Genomic DNA, 18941 nt, shown 5'->3' with positions numbered 1-18941 from the left:
AGCTGGGCTAGCCATCTACCCTAGAAAGGAGAACAACTCGGTGAAGTTCCTGTTCAATACCCGAACGGCTCCTTACGTATTCGTGCTGCCTTTCCTCATCACGTTTGCGATTTTCTTCGCATACCCGGTTTTTTCGACGGTACAAATGAGTTTCCAGGAAGTGCTGCCAGGAGCTACCCGGTATATCGGGTTTGAGAATTATGAGAAACTGCTGAATTCGCATTATTACCGCGCGATATACAACAGCTTGCTTTATACTTTGCTGACTTTGATCGTTCTCATTCCGCTGCCGCTTGTTTTAGCCGTGTTGCTGAATTCGAAGGTCATGTGGTTCAGGAATTTTTTTCGTTCGGTATTTTTTGTACCCGCATTGGTTTCCGTCGTGGTGGCCGGGACGATTTTCCGGCTAATGCTGGCCCGCTCCGACGAGGCGATTATGAACCGAGTTATCGGTTGGTTCGGAATGGAACCGCAGACTTGGCTGGCCGATGCCAAGCTTGGCATGCTCGCTCTGGTAATATTGGCCACTTGGCGCTGGCTTGGGGTGAATATGATTTATTTCCTTTCTGCCCTGCAGAGTATTCCGAATGAACTCTATGAATCCGCGGACATCGATGGAGCGAATGCTTGGCAGAAATTCACGAAGATAACGGTTCCATTAGTCAAGCCGGTGACGATCTACGTGCTAACCATTAGCGTTTTTGGCGGACTGTCCATGTTCACTGAAAGCTACATGCTGTGGAGCGGCAACCGTTCTCCGAAGGATATGGGGCTCACGATGATCGGATACATCTACCAGCAGGGACTCGAACAAAACAATATGGGATTGGGCGCCGCAATCGGGCTTTCCCTGCTCGGATTCACCTTGGTTCTCAATCTTGTCCAACTGAAGATTTTTGGACTTTTCAGAAAGGAGGAATAAGGATGCCTCACCCCAAGCGCCTGACACCCGCTTCGATCTTGTTGCTGCTTTTTTTCCTCTGGATCGCTTTTCTTATTCTTACGCCGTTATATGCCGCCTTGGCCGCATCCTTCAAGCCGGCCAAGCAGGTCATCAGTACCGGCCTGAGCTTTCAGATCGATTGGAGTATCCTCACTCTTGACAGCTACAAGGTGCTCTTCTTGGAATCGGCGGACAGGTATTTTACATGGTTCAAAAACAGCGTGATCATTACCGTTTTGGCCACTGCGGTCTCGCTGTTTTTTTCTTCCATGGTAGGGTATGGTTTGGCGATGTATAATTTCAGATTTAAAAATCTGATTTTTACATTGATTCTACTGGTGATGATGGTTCCAACCGAAATCATCATGCTTCCTCTGTATAAATTGATGATCTTCTTCAAAATGATCAATACGTTGTGGGGCGTCATCCTGCCGTTTGCGGTTGCTCCTTTGCCCACGTTCTTCTTCCGTCAGTATGCGAACGGACTTCCCAAAGATTTCATGGATGCAGGCCGAATCGACGGTTGCACCGAATACGGGATTTTTTTCCGCATTTTCGTGCCGCTCATGCTTCCGGCATTTGGCGCGATGATTATTCTGATCGCGCTAGGCAACTGGAACAATTTTTTATGGCCGCTTCTGGTGCTTCGAACGGAAGACAAACTCACCATTCCGATTGGACTCAGTTCGCTGATCTCTCCCTACGGCAATAACTATGAAATCCTGCTGGCCGGTTCAGTGCTGGCCATCCTGCCGATATTGATCCTGTTTGTTTTCTTTCAACGGTTTTTTATAACCGGTCTTACCGTCGGCGGCATAAAAGGCTGATATCATCCGCTTATGCGAATGAAAAGGACATCATCAGCGGTGTAACGGCAGGTGCCGTCAAAGGTTAATCAAGTGCTGTAGCCCTGAACAACAACACAGGCTAAATACGGCCCGGGACATACTCACTATGATGTCGGCAGACAGTACCTACAATGTGCTAGTCTGCCATTCGCATATTTATAAGGCAATTGTCGAAGCTTCGAGAAAGGGGGTGACCTGAATTTCTTGAGTCCGAATGGGGGTGGGAGGTAGAAGTGCCGAGAAAGCGATACAGATGAAAGCGCTTTATGGATCCTGATGAACCTTCGGGAGAAGGTGTCGGACAGCCTGACGCAAGTGAAAGTTATAGATAGATGAGTCATCGGTTGAAAAGTGACCGATGCCGGGCATGAACCAAATGTCGATACCACTTGCGAATGATGAGAAGGAGTTGAAAACATGTTTCTAATCAGAGGTAAAAAAAGGTCAAAAGTTTTATCTATTTTAATCGTGTTCTCGATCTTGGTATCTTTCCTTCCTGTGACGGTAAGCTTTCCGACAAATGTTCAAGCAGCTACGACTTTAAAAGTATATCCCGCCCCCTCAACAGGCGTCCCGATGAACACCACCTATACGGTGCAAGTACAGGTGCCGGGCGGACCGTGGCAGAGTTTGGACGTGTATCAAACGACGATCAACGGGTACAACTCCAATAAGGCTTCCTTTGCCTATTTCGATACGGATGGCCCGGTGAATATTTCTGTAACCTATAATAGCGGAACTATTTCATCGGCTGTCATCCGGCCCGCTGCCCAGAGCATTACTCCCGCCATCAACGGCAATACGATGACGTTCAGCATACCCGGTCCCATGAATATCTCGGTGGAAGTGAATGGGGATCATAACAATACGCTGGACCTATTTGCCAATCCGGTCGACCCCAATCCTCCGAGCCCTACGGACCCGAATGTCATCTACGTTGGTCCTGGTTTTTATCAACAGGATTTCACCGTGCCGAGCGGCAAGACGCTTTACATCGCCGGCGGCGCGGTCATTCAAGGCGGCATCACTGTGAATAATGCCACGAATGCCAAAGTCCTGGGGAGGGGAGTCGTTCAGTTCGCTCCGTATAGAGCGATTGAGGTCGACCATTCCAACCAGATCACGATCGACGGGATCATCGTGAACGACTACGGCCATGGCAATAACGGCGGCTATGCGATTAATATCGGAAATTCCACCAATGTTTCGGTCAATAACTTTAAAGCCTACAGCTTTAAGCGATGGACCGATGGCATCGACGTCTTTGCCTCTTCGTATGTTACGATCAATGAATACTTTGCGCGCACAGGTGATGATGCGATTGCCATATACGGAGCGCGCAATTTCGGCGGCAACCATTATTCGGGCAATACAGCCCATATCAGTGTCACGAACTCTTTTCTCCAGCCCGATATCGCTCATCCGATCAATATCGGCACTCACGGCGATCCAACGAAACCTGGCGGCGGCGAAACGATTGAAGATCTCAATTTCTCGAATATTACCATCTGGCAAAAAAATGCGAGTAAGTATACCTCTGTAACTGCCAGCGATGGCCTTTTGGTCAAAAAAGTGAGATTCACTGATATCACAATAGAAGATGAGAATCAGGGAAGATTCATTGAAGTCCTTACGTTTAAGAATAACGGCTTTGGCCTTGCGTATGGGCGTGGAGTTAACGACGTCTACGTGAAGAATATGAGCTATACCGGAAGCCATTCCAATACAAACAATATCTACGGCAAATATGTAAACCAGTTGACTCAAAACGTGACGTTTGAGAATTTGAAAGTGAACGGGAATGTCGTTTTGGATGCCAGCGCAGGTAATTTTGCGATCGGCAGCTATACAAAGAACATTAACTTCATAGCGTCCGGAGGGACTGTACCTGCGCCGACCGCCATTCCCTACACGACGCCTGTTGACATCGCACGAGGCAAGACCGCAACTGCGGATAGCTCTCAGTCAGGGCGGCCGGCATCCAGCGGGAACGATGGCAACACGACGACTCGTTGGTGTGCGAATGATGGTAATACCGGCCATTGGTGGACGGTAGACCTCGGCTCACCGATGAATATCACCGGCGGCACCCAGGTGATGTGGGAAATGAGCGGCGTAGCCTATCAGTATAAGATTGAAACATCCTATGATCATGTCAACTGGACATTAAAGGTGGACAAGACCGGCAATACCGATACGAATCAGGTACAAAACGATGTCTTCCAGGGTACCGCCCGGTACGTCCGAATTACCGTTACGGGACTGCCAAGCGGCGCCTGGGCCAGCTTCTACGATTTCAAGGTATTTGGAGATCCGACCAATCTGGCGATCGGTCAGCCTGTCACTGCGGACAGCTCGCAGTCGGGAAATCCGGCTTTCAATGGAACCGATGGCAACGCTGCGACCCTTTGGAGTGCTAACGACGGGAATCCGGGCCATTGGGTGACGGTGGACCTTGGCTATGTCAAGAAAATCACCAACGGTACCCAGGTGGCGTGGGCACAGAGCGGCGCAGCCTATCAGTACAAGATTGAAACATCCATTGATAATACCAACTGGACCTTGCAAGTGGACAAGACCGGCAATACCGATACTTCACAGGTTCAGAACGATTACTTTACCGGTTTCGCCCGGTATGTCAGGATTACCGTTACCGGATTGCCAAGCGGCGCCTGGGCCAGCTTCTACGACTTCAAGGTGTATGGAGACCCAACGAATCTGGCGCTCGGGAAAACCGCAACTGCGGATAGCACGCAGTCAGGAAATCCGGCCTCCAATGGCAACGACGGCGACACGTCGACCGTCTGGACTGCCGCCGATCCGAATGGCGGCCATTGGTGGGTGGTGGATCTTGGCTCCATCGTGAAAATCACCGGCGGTACCCAGGTGAAGTGGCCCAATGGCGGCGTACCATATCGATATACGATTTCAACATCACTGGATAATACCAACTGGACCGTGCGTCTTTGGAAGGACAATAGTAACAACACTTCTCAGGTTCAAAACGATTACTTTATCGGCACCACCCGGTATGTCAAGATTACCGTTACCGGAGTGCCAAGCGGTTATTCGGCCGGCATCGCCGATTTCAAGGTGTTCGGCACCACGGGCGATAACCAGACAATGGCGCAGCTTCCGTTTAACCAGACCAGCGGAACGATGGCATACGACGCGACCGGCAACGGCTGGAACGGCACTTTGATGAACGGCGCCGGTTGGGCGGCCGGCAGGAACGGCAGCAACGCAGTGAGTCTGAATGGAACGAATCAGTATGTCGCCCTTCCATCCGGCGTCGTTTACGGCGATAACGCCATCACCTTAACGGCCTGGGTGAATTTGAATTCCGTGAGCAACTGGGCGCGGATCTTCGATTTCGGTTCCGGAACATCCAGCTACATGTACCTGACGCCGCAAAACGCGGCCAACGGCAAGATCCGCTTTGCGATCACAACCGGCGGCAATACCAACGAGCAATTTATCGATGGGACGGCGCGGCTGACAACGGGCGTATGGCATCATGTGGCGGTTACCCTGAACGGTTCGACAGGAACGCTCTACGTCAATGGCCAGCAGGTAGGCAGTAATACCGGAATGACCATTAATCCATCCGACCTCGGCGTCACCGCACAGAATTGGATCGGCCGCTCCCAGTTCTCCACCGATCCCTATCTTAACGGACGAGTGGGAGACTTCCGCATCTATAATCGTGCTTTAACCGCTTCGGAAGTAACGCAAGCAATGAATGATCCATACGGGTTTCCGATTGTGAAGCTTCCGTTTGACGAAACCAGCGGAACGACGGCAAACGATGCGACCGGCAACGGCTGGAACGGCACGTTGGTGAACGGCGCGAGCCCAGCGGCCGGCAGGAACGGCAGCAACGCAGTGAGTCTGGATGGTACGGATCAATATGTCGCCCTTCCGTCCGGCGTCGTTGCCAACAATAGCGACATGACCATAACAGCCTGGGTGAATTTGAATTCCGTGAGCAACTGGGCGCGGATCTTCGATTTAGGTTCCGGAACATCCAGCTACATGTACCTGACGCCGCAAAACGCGGCCAACGGCAAGATCCGCTTTGCGATTACAACCGGCGGCAATACCAACGAGCAATTTATCGATGGGACGGCGCCGCTGACAACGGGCGTATGGCATCATGTGGCGGTTACCCTGAACGGTTCGACGGGAACGCTCTACGTCAATGGCCAGCAGGTAGGCAGCAATTCCGGAATGACCATTAAACCATCCGATCTCGGCGTCACCGCACAGAATTGGATCGGCCGCTCCCAGTTCTCCACCGATCCCTATCTTAACGGATTGGTGGAAGAATTCAGCATCTATAATCGCGCTTTAACCGCTTCGGATATTACGCAGGTAATGAATGGGGATACTGTGCTTCTGGGTGCGCATCTTCCGTTTGACCAGAGCAGCGGAACGACGGCAAACGATGCGACCGGTAACGGCTGGGACGGTACATTGGCGAACGGCGCCAGTTGGACAGCCGGCAGGAACGGCGGCAACGCAGTGAGTCTGAATGGAACGAATCAATATGTCGCGCTTCCGTCCGGCGTCGTTGCCAACAATAGCGACATGACCATAACAGCCTGGGTGAATTTGAATTCCGTAAGCAACTGGATGCGGATCTTCGATTTCGGTTCCGGAACGAACACGTATATGTTCCTGACGCCGCAAAACGCAGACAACGGCAACATCCGCTTCTTAATGAAAGTGAACGGTTTTGAGCGAATCATCGACGGCACGGCGCCGCTGCCAACGGGCGGATGGCATCATGTGGCGGTTACCCTGAACGGTTTAACGGGAACGCTTTATGTCGATGGCCAGCAGGTTGGCAGCAATCCCACAATGTTCAGACCATCGGATCTCGGCGTCACCACACAGAATTGGATCGGCCGCTCCCAATTCTCCGCCGACCCTTATCTCAACGGATTGGTGGAAGACTTCCGCATCTATAACGGTGCTTTAACCGCTTCGGAAGTAAACGAAGTAATGTTAAGTAATTGATCAAGCCGTAATACGCCATAATGCCACTAGTTAATCGCGATTGCATTGGCAGTGAATGAAACCGTTCAGTCCGGGAAATGAATGCCATGTCCCGGACTGTGTGTTATGGCCAGTTTACCCAGCAAATTCTGTAGAAGCGCTTAGACGAATTGAGGTTCCCACTATCCGTTGGCTGGGCGGAAGCTTTCTGCCATTCGCATATTTATATGGTAATTGGAAAATGGGGGCCGAGGATGTTAGGGAATGGGGCGCTAAACAAAACAGACATGTAAATTAATTTGCAGACAGGCTCCTTGCGAGGCTTCCGCGTGGCGGAGAGAAAAAGATCGAACCCTGCCAAGGTTAGCTGGGTTCGATCTTTTGCATGAGCATCGTATGCAACCATCCTATACCTGGCCCTCATTTTAGAAACAAAACTACACCGAAGAACAGTATAAATCGATGGTGAACAACTTGAAACGGAGGAGACCGGGATGCTCATGCATCCTTTATTCCCAAGTGCCTTTAAAACAAAAACCTTCTCCGCGATCATGGCGGGTGAAGGTTCAGTTATTTCCTAGATTAGCTATTTCTGTTTAATTCAGAGCCGGGTGCGAAAAATCCATCCTGCATAGCTTTTTTCACCCACTCTATGAGAGGAGTGCCGGGAACGGAAGTACGCATTTTATCAATGACTTGTTCTGGCTGGGGCAGTAATTTAGTATTTAATCCAACCCATCTATACGAGTCGGCCAGACCTGCTGCTGTATCCTTGCCCAATAATGGAGCTAACGCTCCTTCGAACGCTTCCACTGGGAGAGAGTAAAACTGTATCTCTTGATCCAATACAGCACTGAATTGCTCAGCCAGTTGATTTCCGGTCAGCGCCTCAGGTCCTACGATAGGCAATGTCTGCCCTGCCAGCTCTGGATGGTTAAGCGCATATACGCCGTAAGCAGCCGCATCTTCCATGCTGATCCAGGCGATTGCCCGATCGGCTGGTACAGGATAAGCCAGGGTTTGGTTGTCAACAACGCCGGGGATAAGGAAGTTTTCCATATAAAATATAGGTTGAAGGATGATCGACGGAATTCCGCTTTGCTTCACATAAGCAACCAATTCTCTCTTAATATCAAAGGCAGTGACACCTGTATCATCATCCAGAACAGAACCGCTGGTATTAAAAACGAGAAGCTTAACATTTGCATGTTTGGCGGCATCGACGGTATTGCGGATGAATTGGCGATTACGCTCCAGGTCATAGTCCACCGGCAACAGCAGGAACACTTTGCTGACTCCGCCATGAGCTGAAGTGAGACTGTCCGCATCTGACAGATCGCCGACAAAGGCTGTAATGCCTTGCTCTTGAAGCTGGGCGGCCTTATCCGAACTTCTTACGACCGTATGAACGGTGTATCCTTCTTCCAGAAGCTTGCGGGCGACTGCACCTCCTTGCACACCGCCAGCTCCATATACCAATATTTTTTCCTTCGTTTCCATTGTTCATCTTCCTTTCGTTTACTAAAAGTAAATTAGTGTTTATAGTTAAATAATATAAATTTACATTCAAATATATAAGTACGCACATTCAGGATATATAGTATCCTTTAGGATACCTAAAAAGGAGGGAAACAAAGTGGATAAACAACACTCGCAATGCTCGCAATGTCCGGTTGAATTTACGGTCAATATGGTTGGAGGCAAGTATAAGCTGCTCATTTTGCACCAGCTTTCGATTCATAAGGTTATGCGGTTCAATGAATTAAGAAGACAATTTCCCGATATTACGCAGCGAACACTCACTCGCCAGCTACGTGAGCTCGAAAGCGATGGGCTGATTAACAGGCAAGTGTATTCTGAGATCCCGCCCAAGGTAGAGTATTCGCTGTCAGAGACTGGGGAGAGTCTCTATCCTATACTTCTCCAAATAGAAAATTGGGGCTTGAACTATATCGCAAACAACCCTAAATAAGGATAGTGAGTAACAAATACGTGCCAATTCGTGGAGGACAAGAACATATATGGATTAGAAGCTGCGCGGTTGCGGCTTTTTTTCCTTTTATTGGGGTGGTGGAGTACAGGCGCGATACGGTGTTCACTCAAAATAACTCGTGCGATCAAGTCTTTTTTATCGTTTGACTTGAATTATGAAAGAAGTCTTATTTAAAATAGGTAACTGATGATTAATCGGGTTCAAACCATCTCCCAATTAGACATAGAAGGATGTGTTTTAATGTTGGATGATACAGACATGCGAATATTAGAGGAGTTAACTAAAAATAGTCGCATTACGATGAAAGAATTAGGAGAGAAAGTCCACTTGACAGGACAAGCAGCAGCATCAAGAGTCGCTAAATTGGAAGAGAACGGAATGATCGAGGGTTATACGATTAAAATCAGTCAAGTTAAATTAGGCTACTACATACATGCTTTTATTAATATCTTTATCGTAAATAGTACGCGTCATCAACATTATCTCTCATTTATAAAGACACAAGAGAAATATGTAATCAATAACTATAAAATAAGCGGGGATGGCTGTTATATTCTTGAGTGTAAATTTCCATCGAATGAATTATTGGATCAATTCTTGGTGAATCTAAACGAGCATGCAAACTATAAACTATCGATTGTTATTAACAAATAGTCAAGCTATTGGATTTTCTTCAGTCATGATCTATAATGTTAAAAGGCATTTTGAAGGTTAGAAGGGGGGCATCTTAATGAGCAACCATATGAACTTTGTTTTTATTGGCGGAGCATTGTCGGTAGATTTCTCAAATACCATAAAAATCATCGAAGGATCGAAAACGGATCTGCTTATTTCTCCAAGTTCCTTGTATCGGTGGACACAACAAACTAATATGGCTATTCCTTCTGAACAATTAGAAAAATCTTTTGAAGAGTTCAGAACTTTGCGGAATCTGATTCACAATTGTTTTCAGGATTTCGCTTACAAAAGAATCATTCATTTGGAAAACCTCCAGAAATTTAATGAATTTATTGAAGCATTCAAAATTCACCCGCAAGTTAAACAAGGAAAACCAACCTTCCCTGGATTAGCGTTTGAATCGGAACAAATATCTTCACCATTACTTCATCATATCATTCAGTCATTTTTGAATATTGTTACAGATGAATCAACTCTGGATCGATTGAAACCTTGCGAGAATGATGAATGTGTATTGCTCTTTGTTGATCAATCCAAAAACAAAACCCGCAGATGGTGCAATATGGCAACGTGTGGCAACAAAATCAAAGCATCCCGGTTTTATTATCGTAAATTGGAAAAAAGCTGATATCATTTCGACGACATCACACCTTAAAATACCAATGAGTAGTTTGAGTCAGTCCTTTACTCATTCACAAAAAAACAAGCAAAGAAGCCCTTGGACTTCTTTGCTTGTTTTTTTTCTCCACCTTTACACAAACTGTCTTGATAATGAAAGATAAAGTAACATTAAAAATTATAAATATAACCATCTATTTACACAATGGTGGTTTTGTGATATAAATAACACATAAATGAATCAAGATGTGTGATATAAATTAACATTATATGTTCGGTATTGAAGGGGGAAGAGTTCTATGAGCACTTTTTCAGTAGAATCCGAGGAAATGACTTTATTTGAGAAGTTGTTGGAAAAGGAGTTGATTCCTGTAGCTTGCAAGGTAGATGAGGAGGGTTATTATCCTGAAACGGTCTTAAGATCATTGGGTGAAATGGGAGCCTTCCGAGTCTCGGGATTGAGTCCTCACGTGGCTTTATCAAAAAGAATGAAATTGATTGAGTTATCGTCAAGATATTGTGTCTCCACTTCATTTCTGATTTGGTGCCATACCACGGCTATCTCTTTTATACATAATTCAAATGCGGAATATTTAAAGACGTCCCTGCTTCCTTTATTGGAAACCGGTCAAGTTCTAGCTGGAACCGGACTATCTAATCCTATGAAATATTACGCAGGAATGGAGCCGCTGCGTATGAAAGCAACAATGAATTCTGATGGTTTTATCATCAATGGAATAACGCCATTTGTTTCCAATGTAGGTCCAGGACACTGGTTTGGAATTATAGCTCAAATAAACGAAGACCAGAGAATTATGGCAATGGTTGATTGCAATATAAAGGGTCTAAGAATGACTGATCATAAGGACTTTTCCGGATTAAATGGAACCAGGTCGTATACCTGTCGCTTTGATGAGGTATTCATTCCAAATGAGCTGGTCATATCCGTAAGAGCTGATGAGTTTATTCCGATGATTCGATCAGAATTTGTTTTATCACAGTCCGGCATGGGGTTAGGTTTGGTGCAAACCTCGGTGGACAGCATGTCTAAGGCGATGAATAAGCAAAATGAAACCAATAAATATATTGGCATTTCCCCTGATGAATTAGCGAAGGAACTAAACGAACTTCGGCAGCAAGCCGTCTTGTTATGCGAGAAGGGGGCATCGGGAGAAGAAGCTTTTATTCCTGCGGTACAATTGCGTTTACGGTCAGCAGAGCTTGCGTTGCGAGCCACGCAAACAGCATTTTTATATCATGGTGCTGCGGGTTATTACCGTAAATCAGACTGTATGAGGAGGTTGAGAGAAGCGCTGTTTGTTGCGGTAGTAACGCCGGCGGTAAAACACTTGAAAAGGATCTTGCGAGAAAGCACTCCTCGGGCTTGAAAGGAAACAGCCTCGTTTTTTTAATCCTGCGATGCATGTCGTTACCATGATAGGCAAGTTTCTGAAATAAAATGGATAGATTCGGAGGGAAGGGTATGAGCAAAGAGAACAATCACATTTGCGGTCCGGATTGCACGCATGACAGTCATCGTTACTTGGATACTCCGATGGGTGGTGCGAGTGATGTGGCGAAGTACGAGAAACAGATGAAAGAGCTAGGACTTTCCATGACGAGAAGAGATTTTGTGAAGTATTCGGCTGCACTTGGTGCGACGGTATTGGCCAGCGGCGGCCTGCTGTCCTTCTTGGCCGGCTGCTCTCGTCCAGCGCCGCAATCGGGTGCGGGCAGCAAGCCGCTGGTGAAGGCCACTATGGAGAAGGCGGACCTTACGATCGGGTTTCTCCCGATCACCTGTGCTACTCCGATCATTATGGCGGAACCGATAGGCTTTTACAAAAAACACGGTCTTAATGTGACGGTGAAGAAATACGGTGGATGGGCCGATATTCGCGACGCCTTCATTGCGGGCGAGATCGATGCCGCACATCTGCTGGCGCCTATGACGCTTGCGCTCAGCCTCGGAGTAGGCTCTGCTGAGGTTCCAACCCGGCTGGCGGCGATCGAAAACATTAACGGTCAGGCCATCACATTGGCAAATAAGCATAAGGGCAAAGTGAAAACTGCGGCTGATTTGAAAGGGATGGTGCTCGGCGTACCGTTCGACTTCTCGATGCACAACCTTCTGCTTCGCTATTATATAGCCGATGCCGGACTGGATCCCGATATGGATGTGCAGCTCCGGGTCGTTCGCCCGCCGGATATGGTTGCCCAGCTCATTACCGGGAATATCGACGGTTACCTGACGGCCGAACCGTTCAACCAGCGCGCCGTTCACGAGAAGTCCGGTTTTATCTTTAAGCTGACCAAGGATATGTGGCCGAACCATCCCTGCTGCGCATTCGGTGTCAAGCAGGAGTTTATCGATAAGTACCCGCAGACTTATGAGGTGCTGTTGAAATCGATAATAGATGCCACTAACTACAGTAGCGACGTCAAAAATCGTGAAGAAATCGCCAAGGCGATCTCGGCGAAGGAATATTTGAACCAACCTGAGGAAGTGGTTAAGAGCGTGCTGACGGGCAAGTTCGACAACGGCCTGGGGGAGACCCTAAACATCCCAGACCGCATTAATTTCGACCCGTTCCCGTGGAAGAGCTTCGCAGTATGGATGTTGATCGAGATGCAGCGATGGGGTTATCTGAAGAACCGGACCGATCTCGACTTCCCGAAGATCGCCGACGAGGTGTTTCGCACGCAGGACGTCCGCAAGGCCCAGCAGGAACTTGGCTTTGGCGCACCGGCTGACGATTACAAGATCGAGAAGATTCTTGGCAAGGATTTCGACGCGACGAAAGTTACCAAGCTGTTAGTAAATTAAAAAGAAGGTGATGGCTAAATGAGTACTTCAAAAACGATCATCGGTTCGGTCAGTGCGCCCGCCGAGCAAGAGGTGAACCGGACGTCCCGAGTCATGACGGCCAACATGAAGGCGTTCCTCATCTTTCTTGGCATTTTACTCGGGGTAGGGTTGGCCTGGGAGCTGGCTGTGAAGGTGAAGATGATGTCTCCTCTCATCCCGGCTCCAAGCCTCATACTAGCCAACGGCTTCGAACTGATCCGGAATCCTTTCTATATTAAAGGTATGAATGACGTCGGTATCGGCATGCATTTGCTGTCTAGCATAGGCCGAGTGATGATCGGTTTCCTTATGGCGGCGGTGGTTGCGGTTCCTCTGGGCTTTCTCATCGGGATGTCCGAGGTGCTGTCGAAGGCGATCGATCCTTTCATCCAGGTGCTGCGCCCCGTCTCGCCACTTGCTTGGCTGCCTATCGGCCTTGCGCTCTTCCAAGACGCGGAAAATACAGCCGTATTCGTCATCTTCATCTCTAGTGTATGGCCGATTCTGCTTAATGCGATATTCGGAGTGAGGAATATCCCCATGACGTATCTGAACGTGGCACGTACGCTGGAAGCAAGCCGGTGGATGATCGTGAGCAAGGTGTATTTGCCCGCTACGTTTCCGCAGATCGTCACTGGGTTGCGAATCAGCCTAGGGGTTGCCTGGGTCGTTATCATCGCTGCCGAAATGCTGGTCGGGGGACGGGGAATCGGCTATTTCGTCTGGAACGAATGGAACAATCTAAATATAGCCAACATTATCGTTTGTATCGTACTCATCGGTCTTGTCGGCATCGTGCTTGATCGTCTGTTATCACTAGTGGAGAAGAGGGTTAAATATGAGAGCTGATCCATTTCTGGGGATTCATCGTGTCATGAAATCGTACAATACACGAGGCGTAATATTCGAAGCACTTGACGAAATATCGCTGGATATCCGGGAAGGCGAGTTCATCTCCTTGATTGGCCCGAGCGGCTGCGGCAAAAGCACGCTTCTCAACATAATCGCCGGTCTCGAGAGCTGCAACACTGGTCATATCCGTCTGGAGGGCCGCAGGATCGACGGTCCGGGTATTGACAGGGGGATGGTTTTCCAGAGCCATGCGCTGTATCCGTGGCTCTCCGTGTTCGAAAACATCATGTTCGCCTTGGATTGCGTGATGAAGGACGCATCCAAGGAGGAGAAGACGACGATCGCCAACAAATATTTGGAGGTCGTTAAGCTGACGGCTGCCAAGGACAAGAAGCCGGGAGAAATATCGGGCGGCATGAAGCAACGGGTCGGAATTGCCCGGGCATTCGCCATCAATCCGAAGGTGCTGCTGCTCGACGAGCCGTTCGGCGCTCTCGATGCTTTGACGCGCGGGGAGCTGCAGGATGAGCTCGAACGAATCTGGGAGAAAGACAGGCGGACTGTCATCATGGTCACACATGACGTGGAGGAGGCTATCCTGCTTTCGGACCGGATTGTGGTCATGAGTCACGGCCCTAAAGCGAAGGTGCTGGACTGCATCGAGGTCGATATACCTAGGCCGAGGCAGAAGGCGGAACTTCTGGACGATCCGAAATTCGCTGTCTTGCGCAAGAAGTTGGTCAACATGCTGTCGGCCGAACATACAGCATAATCGGTACGATGGTTCAATACGGAAGGAGGTGATATAAACCTATGGCAAAGGCAACCATGCAGAAGAAGAATCTAAACACACCCGATAGGGTGGATGTCTATGGTTTGATCAAGAAGGAAAATGTGTTTCTTGAGGGTGTCGAGATTCACCGTGTCACCTTCGAGAAGGGTGCGAAATGGTCCAACGATCTGAAGCCGTATGCCGGGACGGAAAGTTGCATTCTCCCTCACGTTGCCTACGTGCAGTCGGGTCGTCTAAAGGTCGTCATGGACGACGGCTCTGAGGAGGAGTTCGGCCGAGGCGACATCATGATGTTACCGCCTGGTCACGATGCCTGGACGGTCGGCGACGAGGCTTGCGTCTTCATCGAGTTCTCAGCTGGCACGAACTACTACACACAATAACCACCATGACTCGACACACAGAATACTCTACCTCTACTTCGACACGGAGAAGCCGATGTCTTTATCTACGACGGCTTCCCCGGCGGTGTGGGGATCACCGAAAAGAGGCTACCAGACCACCACGATCAATATTAAGAGTGAAAGTTACCGAATCAAGGAAAAGAAAAAAGAGCTGATAATGAGGAAAATTCAATTGCTGTTCGGAAGGTGAACAAGTCAGCCATGTTTAAATCGTTGATTGTCAAAGAAAGCGGGTTTGAGATAAGACAAATTGTCCAACGTATTCTTGATGAGCTTAAAGCTCGCTGCATCAAAGTATATGCCGTAGTTGACCACCAAGCCGATATGGATGCACTTCAAATCTATTCTTATCCCGCCTTTACTATAGTTTTCGGCAACCCTGCCGTAGGCTCGACTCTGCTTAAACGGCAGCCTTGCATTGCCATTGATATCCCGTTGAGAATAGCCGTTATCCAATCCGAAACCGGCCAAGGAAGCCGAATTATTTATCGCGATATGGAGAAGCTTTTTGAAGATTACTGTGATAAAGTTCCGGAGCTGCGGGATAGCGGTCGGGATCTTAATCGCTTCCTCCATGATCTTATAGAACAATCCGTTTCGAAAAGAAGAGAGGAGATTCCCCAATGAACAAGATTCTTACAAAGGAAGCTATCTTGAAAGCCAAGGAAGAAAAAGATTTAGCTTTTGCAGAAATTGCTGAAGCTATTGGGCGGTCAGAGGTATGGACAACCGCAGCCTTGTTCCGGGAACAAACCATGAATGCCGAAGAGGCGGAAAATGTGATTCAACTTCTCGGTCTACCAGAAGAAATCGGTAAGGAGTTGCAAAAGATTCCTTATCGGGGGACAGCATTTTCTATGCCGCCAACAGATGCAACAATTTACCGTTTTTATGAACTGATCCTCAATTATGGTGAAACGATGAAAGCCTTAATTCACGAAAAATTTGGCGACGGAATTATGAGTGCCATTGACTTCAATATGGATATTTCAAGAAAAGCCGATCCGTTAGGAGATCGGGTAGTGATAACGCTCGAAGGTAAGTTTCTATCTTACAAAAAATTCTAAAAGGCAAAAGAAGGATCAGTATCATGATGTGCGGGGTAAGAGGAGTGAGAATGGAATATGATCAAAAAGATATCCGCTGAACAGTTGTACAAGCGGATGAATGACGAACAAGGAATTCTGATCCTGGATGTAAGATCCTCATTAGCATTCGAGAAATGGCGTGTAGAAGGAAAGCATGTCAGTGCAATCAATTTACAGCTTTTCAAAATGAAAGAACTCGGGAAAGAAGTAACCCAAGTGATTCCGTATGACAAACCTGTCGTCGCGGTTTGCGAGAAAGGAGTCGTCGCGAAACAAACGGCATCTATCTTGGAAGGTCTCGGGTATGATGTCGGCTATTTGTCAGGCGGTATGCTTGCTTGGTCCGAATTTTATGAAACAGTACCCGTTTATCTGAAGGATTCTTTACAGCTTTATCAAATCATTCGACCGGCTAAAGGCTGTATCTCCTATTTGATCGCATCCGGCAATGAAGCATTGGTAGTCGATCCCGGACGACACATTGCCATTTATGAAGAATTAGCCCGGAAATTAGGAGTCACGATTCGTCATGTAGTAGATACTCATCTCCATGCGGATCATATTTCCGGGGGGCATGCGTTAGCTGATGTCTCAGTCGCCAAATTTTGGGTTCCTGAAGAAGAAATGAAAGATGCAACCAGAAAGTATGAACCGCTGTTTGATCAACAAAAATTACGTTTAGGTAATGAAAATCTTAAGATTATATGTCTAAAGACGCCCGGTCATACGATCTCCGGCATGTGTATTCTCGTAGAAGGCAAATACTTATTAAGCGGCGATACTCTGTTTGTTAATGGAATCGGACGTCCGGATTTAAAGGGAGCCGCTCTCGAAATGGGCTCACTGCTATTTGAAACAATGACTGAGATAATAAGCCGTTTGGGAGATGGAATGATGATTCTACCGGGTCACTATTCCCATTTTTCTGAGTTCAATGAACACGGCTTTATCGGTGAAATGTTGTTTCATATCAAACAGCGAAGTGCTTTGTTAAATCTCTGTGATAAAGAGGAGTTTATCGCGATTCTACTAAACCTGCTCGGAGATCCGCCGCCAAATTACGAGGTAATTACAAAGATTAACCAAGGTAAATACGAAGTGTCATTTAACGAGCAAACCGAGTTGGAATTAGGGCCCAACCACTGTGCTGTCACATCCGTGCAACAATAAAAAAGGTAATAAAAAGAAAAATCATTGTCTAAATCAATTATGATGGTTATAATTTAATTGGGAATAAAAAACAACTTATTAGGAGGAAACAAAAATGGCACAAGTAAAAGTAATAGAGCAAATCGATGCGGTGGGATTGAAGGAACTTGCGCAAAAGGCCGAAAAGCAGCCGGAGAACTATAAATTGGTGTCCAAAGCAACCACGGTTTGCAAAGGCGGGTTTTTAAATTACACGTACGTCCGCGATCTGAATCCCGTCGTCATTGACGAGCCTTGTCACCTGTTCGGATCAAATTCAACGCCGAACCCGTCCGAGCACGTATTGGCTTCTCTCGGTGCCTGCCTAGCGGTTGGTTATATGGCTAATGCAACATCGATGGGCATTCCTTTGGAAGAACTTCGTTTGGAACTAGAAGGTGATATCGATATTTCACCGGTATGGGGTGTAGCGGAAACACCTGACGATCGAGTGGCAGGTTTTACAGAGATTCGTGTAAAAGCATTTGTTGAAGGGAACTTCACTCACGAACAGAAAAAGGTAATGCAGGAAAATGTTATTAAATGGTCGCCGGTGGCTAATACGATCCGCAACAATGTAAATCTAATTGCAACATTGAACTCAGAAAAGTAATTGAAATGAAGTTCTCGGTTTATAACAATAAGAAGTCCGCCACGGCGGACTTCTTATTGTTATAAACAAATTCTGAGAGTAAGAGTTTTAACTAATGAGAGGTAGGTGCCTTATGGAATTAGCGGCATGGATTCTCATCATCTTCGTCATCGGTTTTCTGGGCTCGTTCATTTCCGGAGTTATTGGAATCGGTGGTTCCATCATAAACTATCCGATGTTGCTGTTTATTCCGGCAGCGTTGGGGTTTACTGCCTTTACAGCGCAGGAGGTTTCGGCAATCAATGCTGTACAAGTGTTTTTTGCCAGTTTGACGGGGATGCTAGTGTTCCGTAAAAGTGGATTTCTTAATAAGTCTATAGTCCTTTACATGGGGAGCTCCATTATCATCGGCCGTCTTGGCGTTGATTGCAGCTTTGATGATGTTTCTTCCGAAAAGAGGAGATGATGTCCAAGATTTAAACCGGTTAACGCTTAATAAACCATTGGCCACGCTCTTTGCATTGGTTATCGGCATAGTGTCCGGAATCGTAGGAGCTGCGGGTGCCTTTATAACAGTTCCTGTCATGATAACGGTTCTGAAGATTCCTACGAGGGTGGCCATTGCATCGTCCTTGGCGATTACTTTTATCTCTTCGATCGGTACGACAATAGGAAAGCTTAATGGTGGACATATGCTGTTAGTTCCTTCTGTTGTACTGGTTTTTGCTAGTACGCTCGCCTCCCCACTAGGTGCTAAAATCAGTAAGAGTATAAATATTAAATTGCTGCAATTGATCATGGCTTCTTTGATTACAGTGGCAGTTATTAAGATCTGGCTGACAATTTTTTGGGGTAACTATTCAGGTTGGACCACTGTTAATGGATTGGACACATAGAATCGAGCTGTTATATTCGGCTACTATTTTTCAACTTTATCGTGTTCGCACACGAAAAATTACAAATTTTTTTATTATATAACCTTAGGTATAGCAAGGATCTAACAGTATTTCATTATTCTTAATTGACAAAACAAGATATTCGAGTTATATTTCACCTATATCAATTATCGTGTGCGCGCACGAAAATAATAGGTAA

At 47.1% G+C, this 18941-nt stretch carries 16 protein-coding genes and 1 pseudogene; 16 read left to right on the top strand and 1 reads right to left on the bottom strand.

Features of this window, described 5'->3' with window-relative positions; all coding sequences use genetic code 11:
• The first annotated feature begins 40 nt into the window (after window positions 1–40).
• The 3 genes from ACESLK_RS01660 to ACESLK_RS01650 all read left to right on the top strand — a co-directional run bounded on the left by ACESLK_RS01660 (window position 41) and on the right by ACESLK_RS01650 (window position 6813).
• Window positions 41–922 carry a carbohydrate ABC transporter permease gene (locus ACESLK_RS01660; protein WP_372661209.1) on the top strand — a complete coding sequence of 294 codons (882 nt, stop codon included), beginning with the start codon at window positions 41–43 and terminating at the stop codon, window positions 920–922.
• Between the two features lie 2 nt (window positions 923–924).
• Window positions 925–1770 carry a carbohydrate ABC transporter permease gene (locus ACESLK_RS01655; protein ID WP_372661206.1) on the top strand — a complete coding sequence of 282 codons (846 nt, stop codon included), beginning with the start codon at window positions 925–927 and terminating at the stop codon, window positions 1768–1770.
• 438 nt (window positions 1771–2208) lie between these two features.
• Window positions 2209–6813 carry a LamG-like jellyroll fold domain-containing protein gene (locus tag ACESLK_RS01650; protein ID WP_372661203.1) on the top strand — a complete coding sequence of 1535 codons (4605 nt, stop codon included), beginning with the start codon at window positions 2209–2211 and terminating at the stop codon, window positions 6811–6813.
• Window positions 6814–7374: 561 nt separating this feature from the next.
• Here the strand turns inward: ACESLK_RS01650 and ACESLK_RS01645 are convergent.
• Complete coding sequence (locus ACESLK_RS01645) at window positions 7375–8292, bottom strand: SDR family oxidoreductase (protein ID WP_372661200.1); 918 nt, start codon at window positions 8290–8292, stop codon at window positions 7375–7377.
• Between the two features lie 136 nt (window positions 8293–8428).
• On the opposite strand from ACESLK_RS01645, the gene ACESLK_RS01640 reads away from it, so the two are divergent.
• The 13 genes and pseudogenes from ACESLK_RS01640 to ACESLK_RS01580 all read left to right on the top strand — a co-directional run bounded on the left by ACESLK_RS01640 (window position 8429) and on the right by ACESLK_RS01580 (window position 18742).
• Window positions 8429–8764, top strand: a complete 336-nt coding sequence (locus tag ACESLK_RS01640) for a winged helix-turn-helix transcriptional regulator (protein WP_372661197.1) — start codon at window positions 8429–8431, stop codon at window positions 8762–8764.
• 261 nt (window positions 8765–9025) lie between these two features.
• On the top strand, window positions 9026–9439 hold the full coding sequence (locus ACESLK_RS01635) for an Lrp/AsnC family transcriptional regulator (RefSeq protein WP_372661194.1): 414 nt from the start codon (window positions 9026–9028) through the stop codon (window positions 9437–9439).
• A 76-nt stretch (window positions 9440–9515) separates the two neighbouring features.
• The gene (locus ACESLK_RS01630; protein ID WP_372661191.1) at window positions 9516–10091 is read left to right on the top strand and encodes a CGNR zinc finger domain-containing protein; all 576 of its coding nucleotides are present in this window, start codon (window positions 9516–9518) and stop codon (window positions 10089–10091) included.
• A gap of 289 nt (window positions 10092–10380) precedes the next feature.
• Window positions 10381–11469 (top strand): acyl-CoA dehydrogenase family protein, encoded by a 1089-nt coding sequence (locus ACESLK_RS01625; protein ID WP_372661188.1) that lies wholly within the window; start codon window positions 10381–10383, stop codon window positions 11467–11469.
• Window positions 11470–11564: 95 nt separating this feature from the next.
• Window positions 11565–12908, top strand: a complete 1344-nt coding sequence (locus ACESLK_RS01620; RefSeq protein WP_372661185.1) for an ABC transporter substrate-binding protein — start codon at window positions 11565–11567, stop codon at window positions 12906–12908.
• A gap of 18 nt (window positions 12909–12926) precedes the next feature.
• Window positions 12927–13778 (top strand): nitrate ABC transporter permease, encoded by an 852-nt coding sequence (gene ntrB / locus ACESLK_RS01615; protein ID WP_372661182.1) that lies wholly within the window; start codon window positions 12927–12929, stop codon window positions 13776–13778.
• Window positions 13768–14553: an ABC transporter ATP-binding protein gene (locus ACESLK_RS01610; protein WP_372661179.1), complete on the top strand. Its 786-nt coding sequence runs from the start codon at window positions 13768–13770 to the stop codon at window positions 14551–14553. Before ntrB ends, ACESLK_RS01610 begins: the two co-directional genes overlap by 11 nt.
• 41 nt (window positions 14554–14594) lie before the next feature.
• Complete coding sequence (locus ACESLK_RS01605; RefSeq protein WP_372661176.1) at window positions 14595–14957, top strand: cupin domain-containing protein; 363 nt, start codon at window positions 14595–14597, stop codon at window positions 14955–14957.
• A 222-nt stretch (window positions 14958–15179) separates the two neighbouring features.
• Entirely contained in the window at window positions 15180–15605 is a 426-nt protein-coding gene (locus ACESLK_RS01600) for a DUF302 domain-containing protein (protein WP_372661174.1), read from the top strand.
• Window positions 15602–16045, top strand: a complete 444-nt coding sequence (gene cynS, locus ACESLK_RS01595) for a cyanase (protein WP_372661171.1) — start codon at window positions 15602–15604, stop codon at window positions 16043–16045. Before ACESLK_RS01600 ends, cynS begins: the two co-directional genes overlap by 4 nt.
• A gap of 57 nt (window positions 16046–16102) precedes the next feature.
• Entirely contained in the window at window positions 16103–17236 is a 1134-nt protein-coding gene (locus ACESLK_RS01590; RefSeq protein ID WP_372661168.1) for an MBL fold metallo-hydrolase, read from the top strand.
• A gap of 94 nt (window positions 17237–17330) precedes the next feature.
• Entirely contained in the window at window positions 17331–17867 is a 537-nt protein-coding gene (locus ACESLK_RS01585; protein ID WP_372661165.1) for an OsmC family protein, read from the top strand.
• 112 nt (window positions 17868–17979) lie between these two features.
• Window positions 17980–18742 (top strand): annotated as a pseudogene (locus ACESLK_RS01580) (sulfite exporter TauE/SafE family protein).
• Window positions 18743–18941: the final 199 nt, after the last annotated feature.

The organism is Cohnella sp., from assembly GCF_041640265.1.
Classification (GTDB): Bacteria; Bacillota; Bacilli; order Paenibacillales; family Paenibacillaceae; genus Cohnella.
This window is presented reverse-complemented; position numbering and strand designations above follow the sequence as displayed.

Coding starts and splice junctions, on each gene's coding strand:
- ACESLK_RS01650 (WP_372661203.1), top strand. CDS start 2,209: ATGTTTCTAATCAGAGGTAAAAAAAGGTCAAAAGTTTTATCTATTTTA.
- ACESLK_RS01585 (WP_372661165.1), top strand. CDS start 17,331: ATGGCACAAGTAAAAGTAATAGAGCAAATCGATGCGGTGGGATTGAAG.
- ntrB (WP_372661182.1), top strand. CDS start 12,927: ATGAGTACTTCAAAAACGATCATCGGTTCGGTCAGTGCGCCCGCCGAG.
- ACESLK_RS01610 (WP_372661179.1), top strand. CDS start 13,768: ATGAGAGCTGATCCATTTCTGGGGATTCATCGTGTCATGAAATCGTAC.
- ACESLK_RS01635 (WP_372661194.1), top strand. CDS start 9,026: ATGTTGGATGATACAGACATGCGAATATTAGAGGAGTTAACTAAAAAT.
- cynS (WP_372661171.1), top strand. CDS start 15,602: ATGAACAAGATTCTTACAAAGGAAGCTATCTTGAAAGCCAAGGAAGAA.
- ACESLK_RS01590 (WP_372661168.1), top strand. CDS start 16,103: ATGATCAAAAAGATATCCGCTGAACAGTTGTACAAGCGGATGAATGAC.
- ACESLK_RS01625 (WP_372661188.1), top strand. CDS start 10,381: ATGAGCACTTTTTCAGTAGAATCCGAGGAAATGACTTTATTTGAGAAG.
- ACESLK_RS01645 (WP_372661200.1), bottom strand. CDS start 8,292: ATGGAAACGAAGGAAAAAATATTGGTATATGGAGCTGGCGGTGTGCAA.
- ACESLK_RS01655 (WP_372661206.1), top strand. CDS start 925: ATGCCTCACCCCAAGCGCCTGACACCCGCTTCGATCTTGTTGCTGCTT.
- ACESLK_RS01605 (WP_372661176.1), top strand. CDS start 14,595: ATGGCAAAGGCAACCATGCAGAAGAAGAATCTAAACACACCCGATAGG.
- ACESLK_RS01630 (WP_372661191.1), top strand. CDS start 9,516: ATGAGCAACCATATGAACTTTGTTTTTATTGGCGGAGCATTGTCGGTA.
- ACESLK_RS01620 (WP_372661185.1), top strand. CDS start 11,565: ATGAGCAAAGAGAACAATCACATTTGCGGTCCGGATTGCACGCATGAC.
- ACESLK_RS01600 (WP_372661174.1), top strand. CDS start 15,180: ATGTTTAAATCGTTGATTGTCAAAGAAAGCGGGTTTGAGATAAGACAA.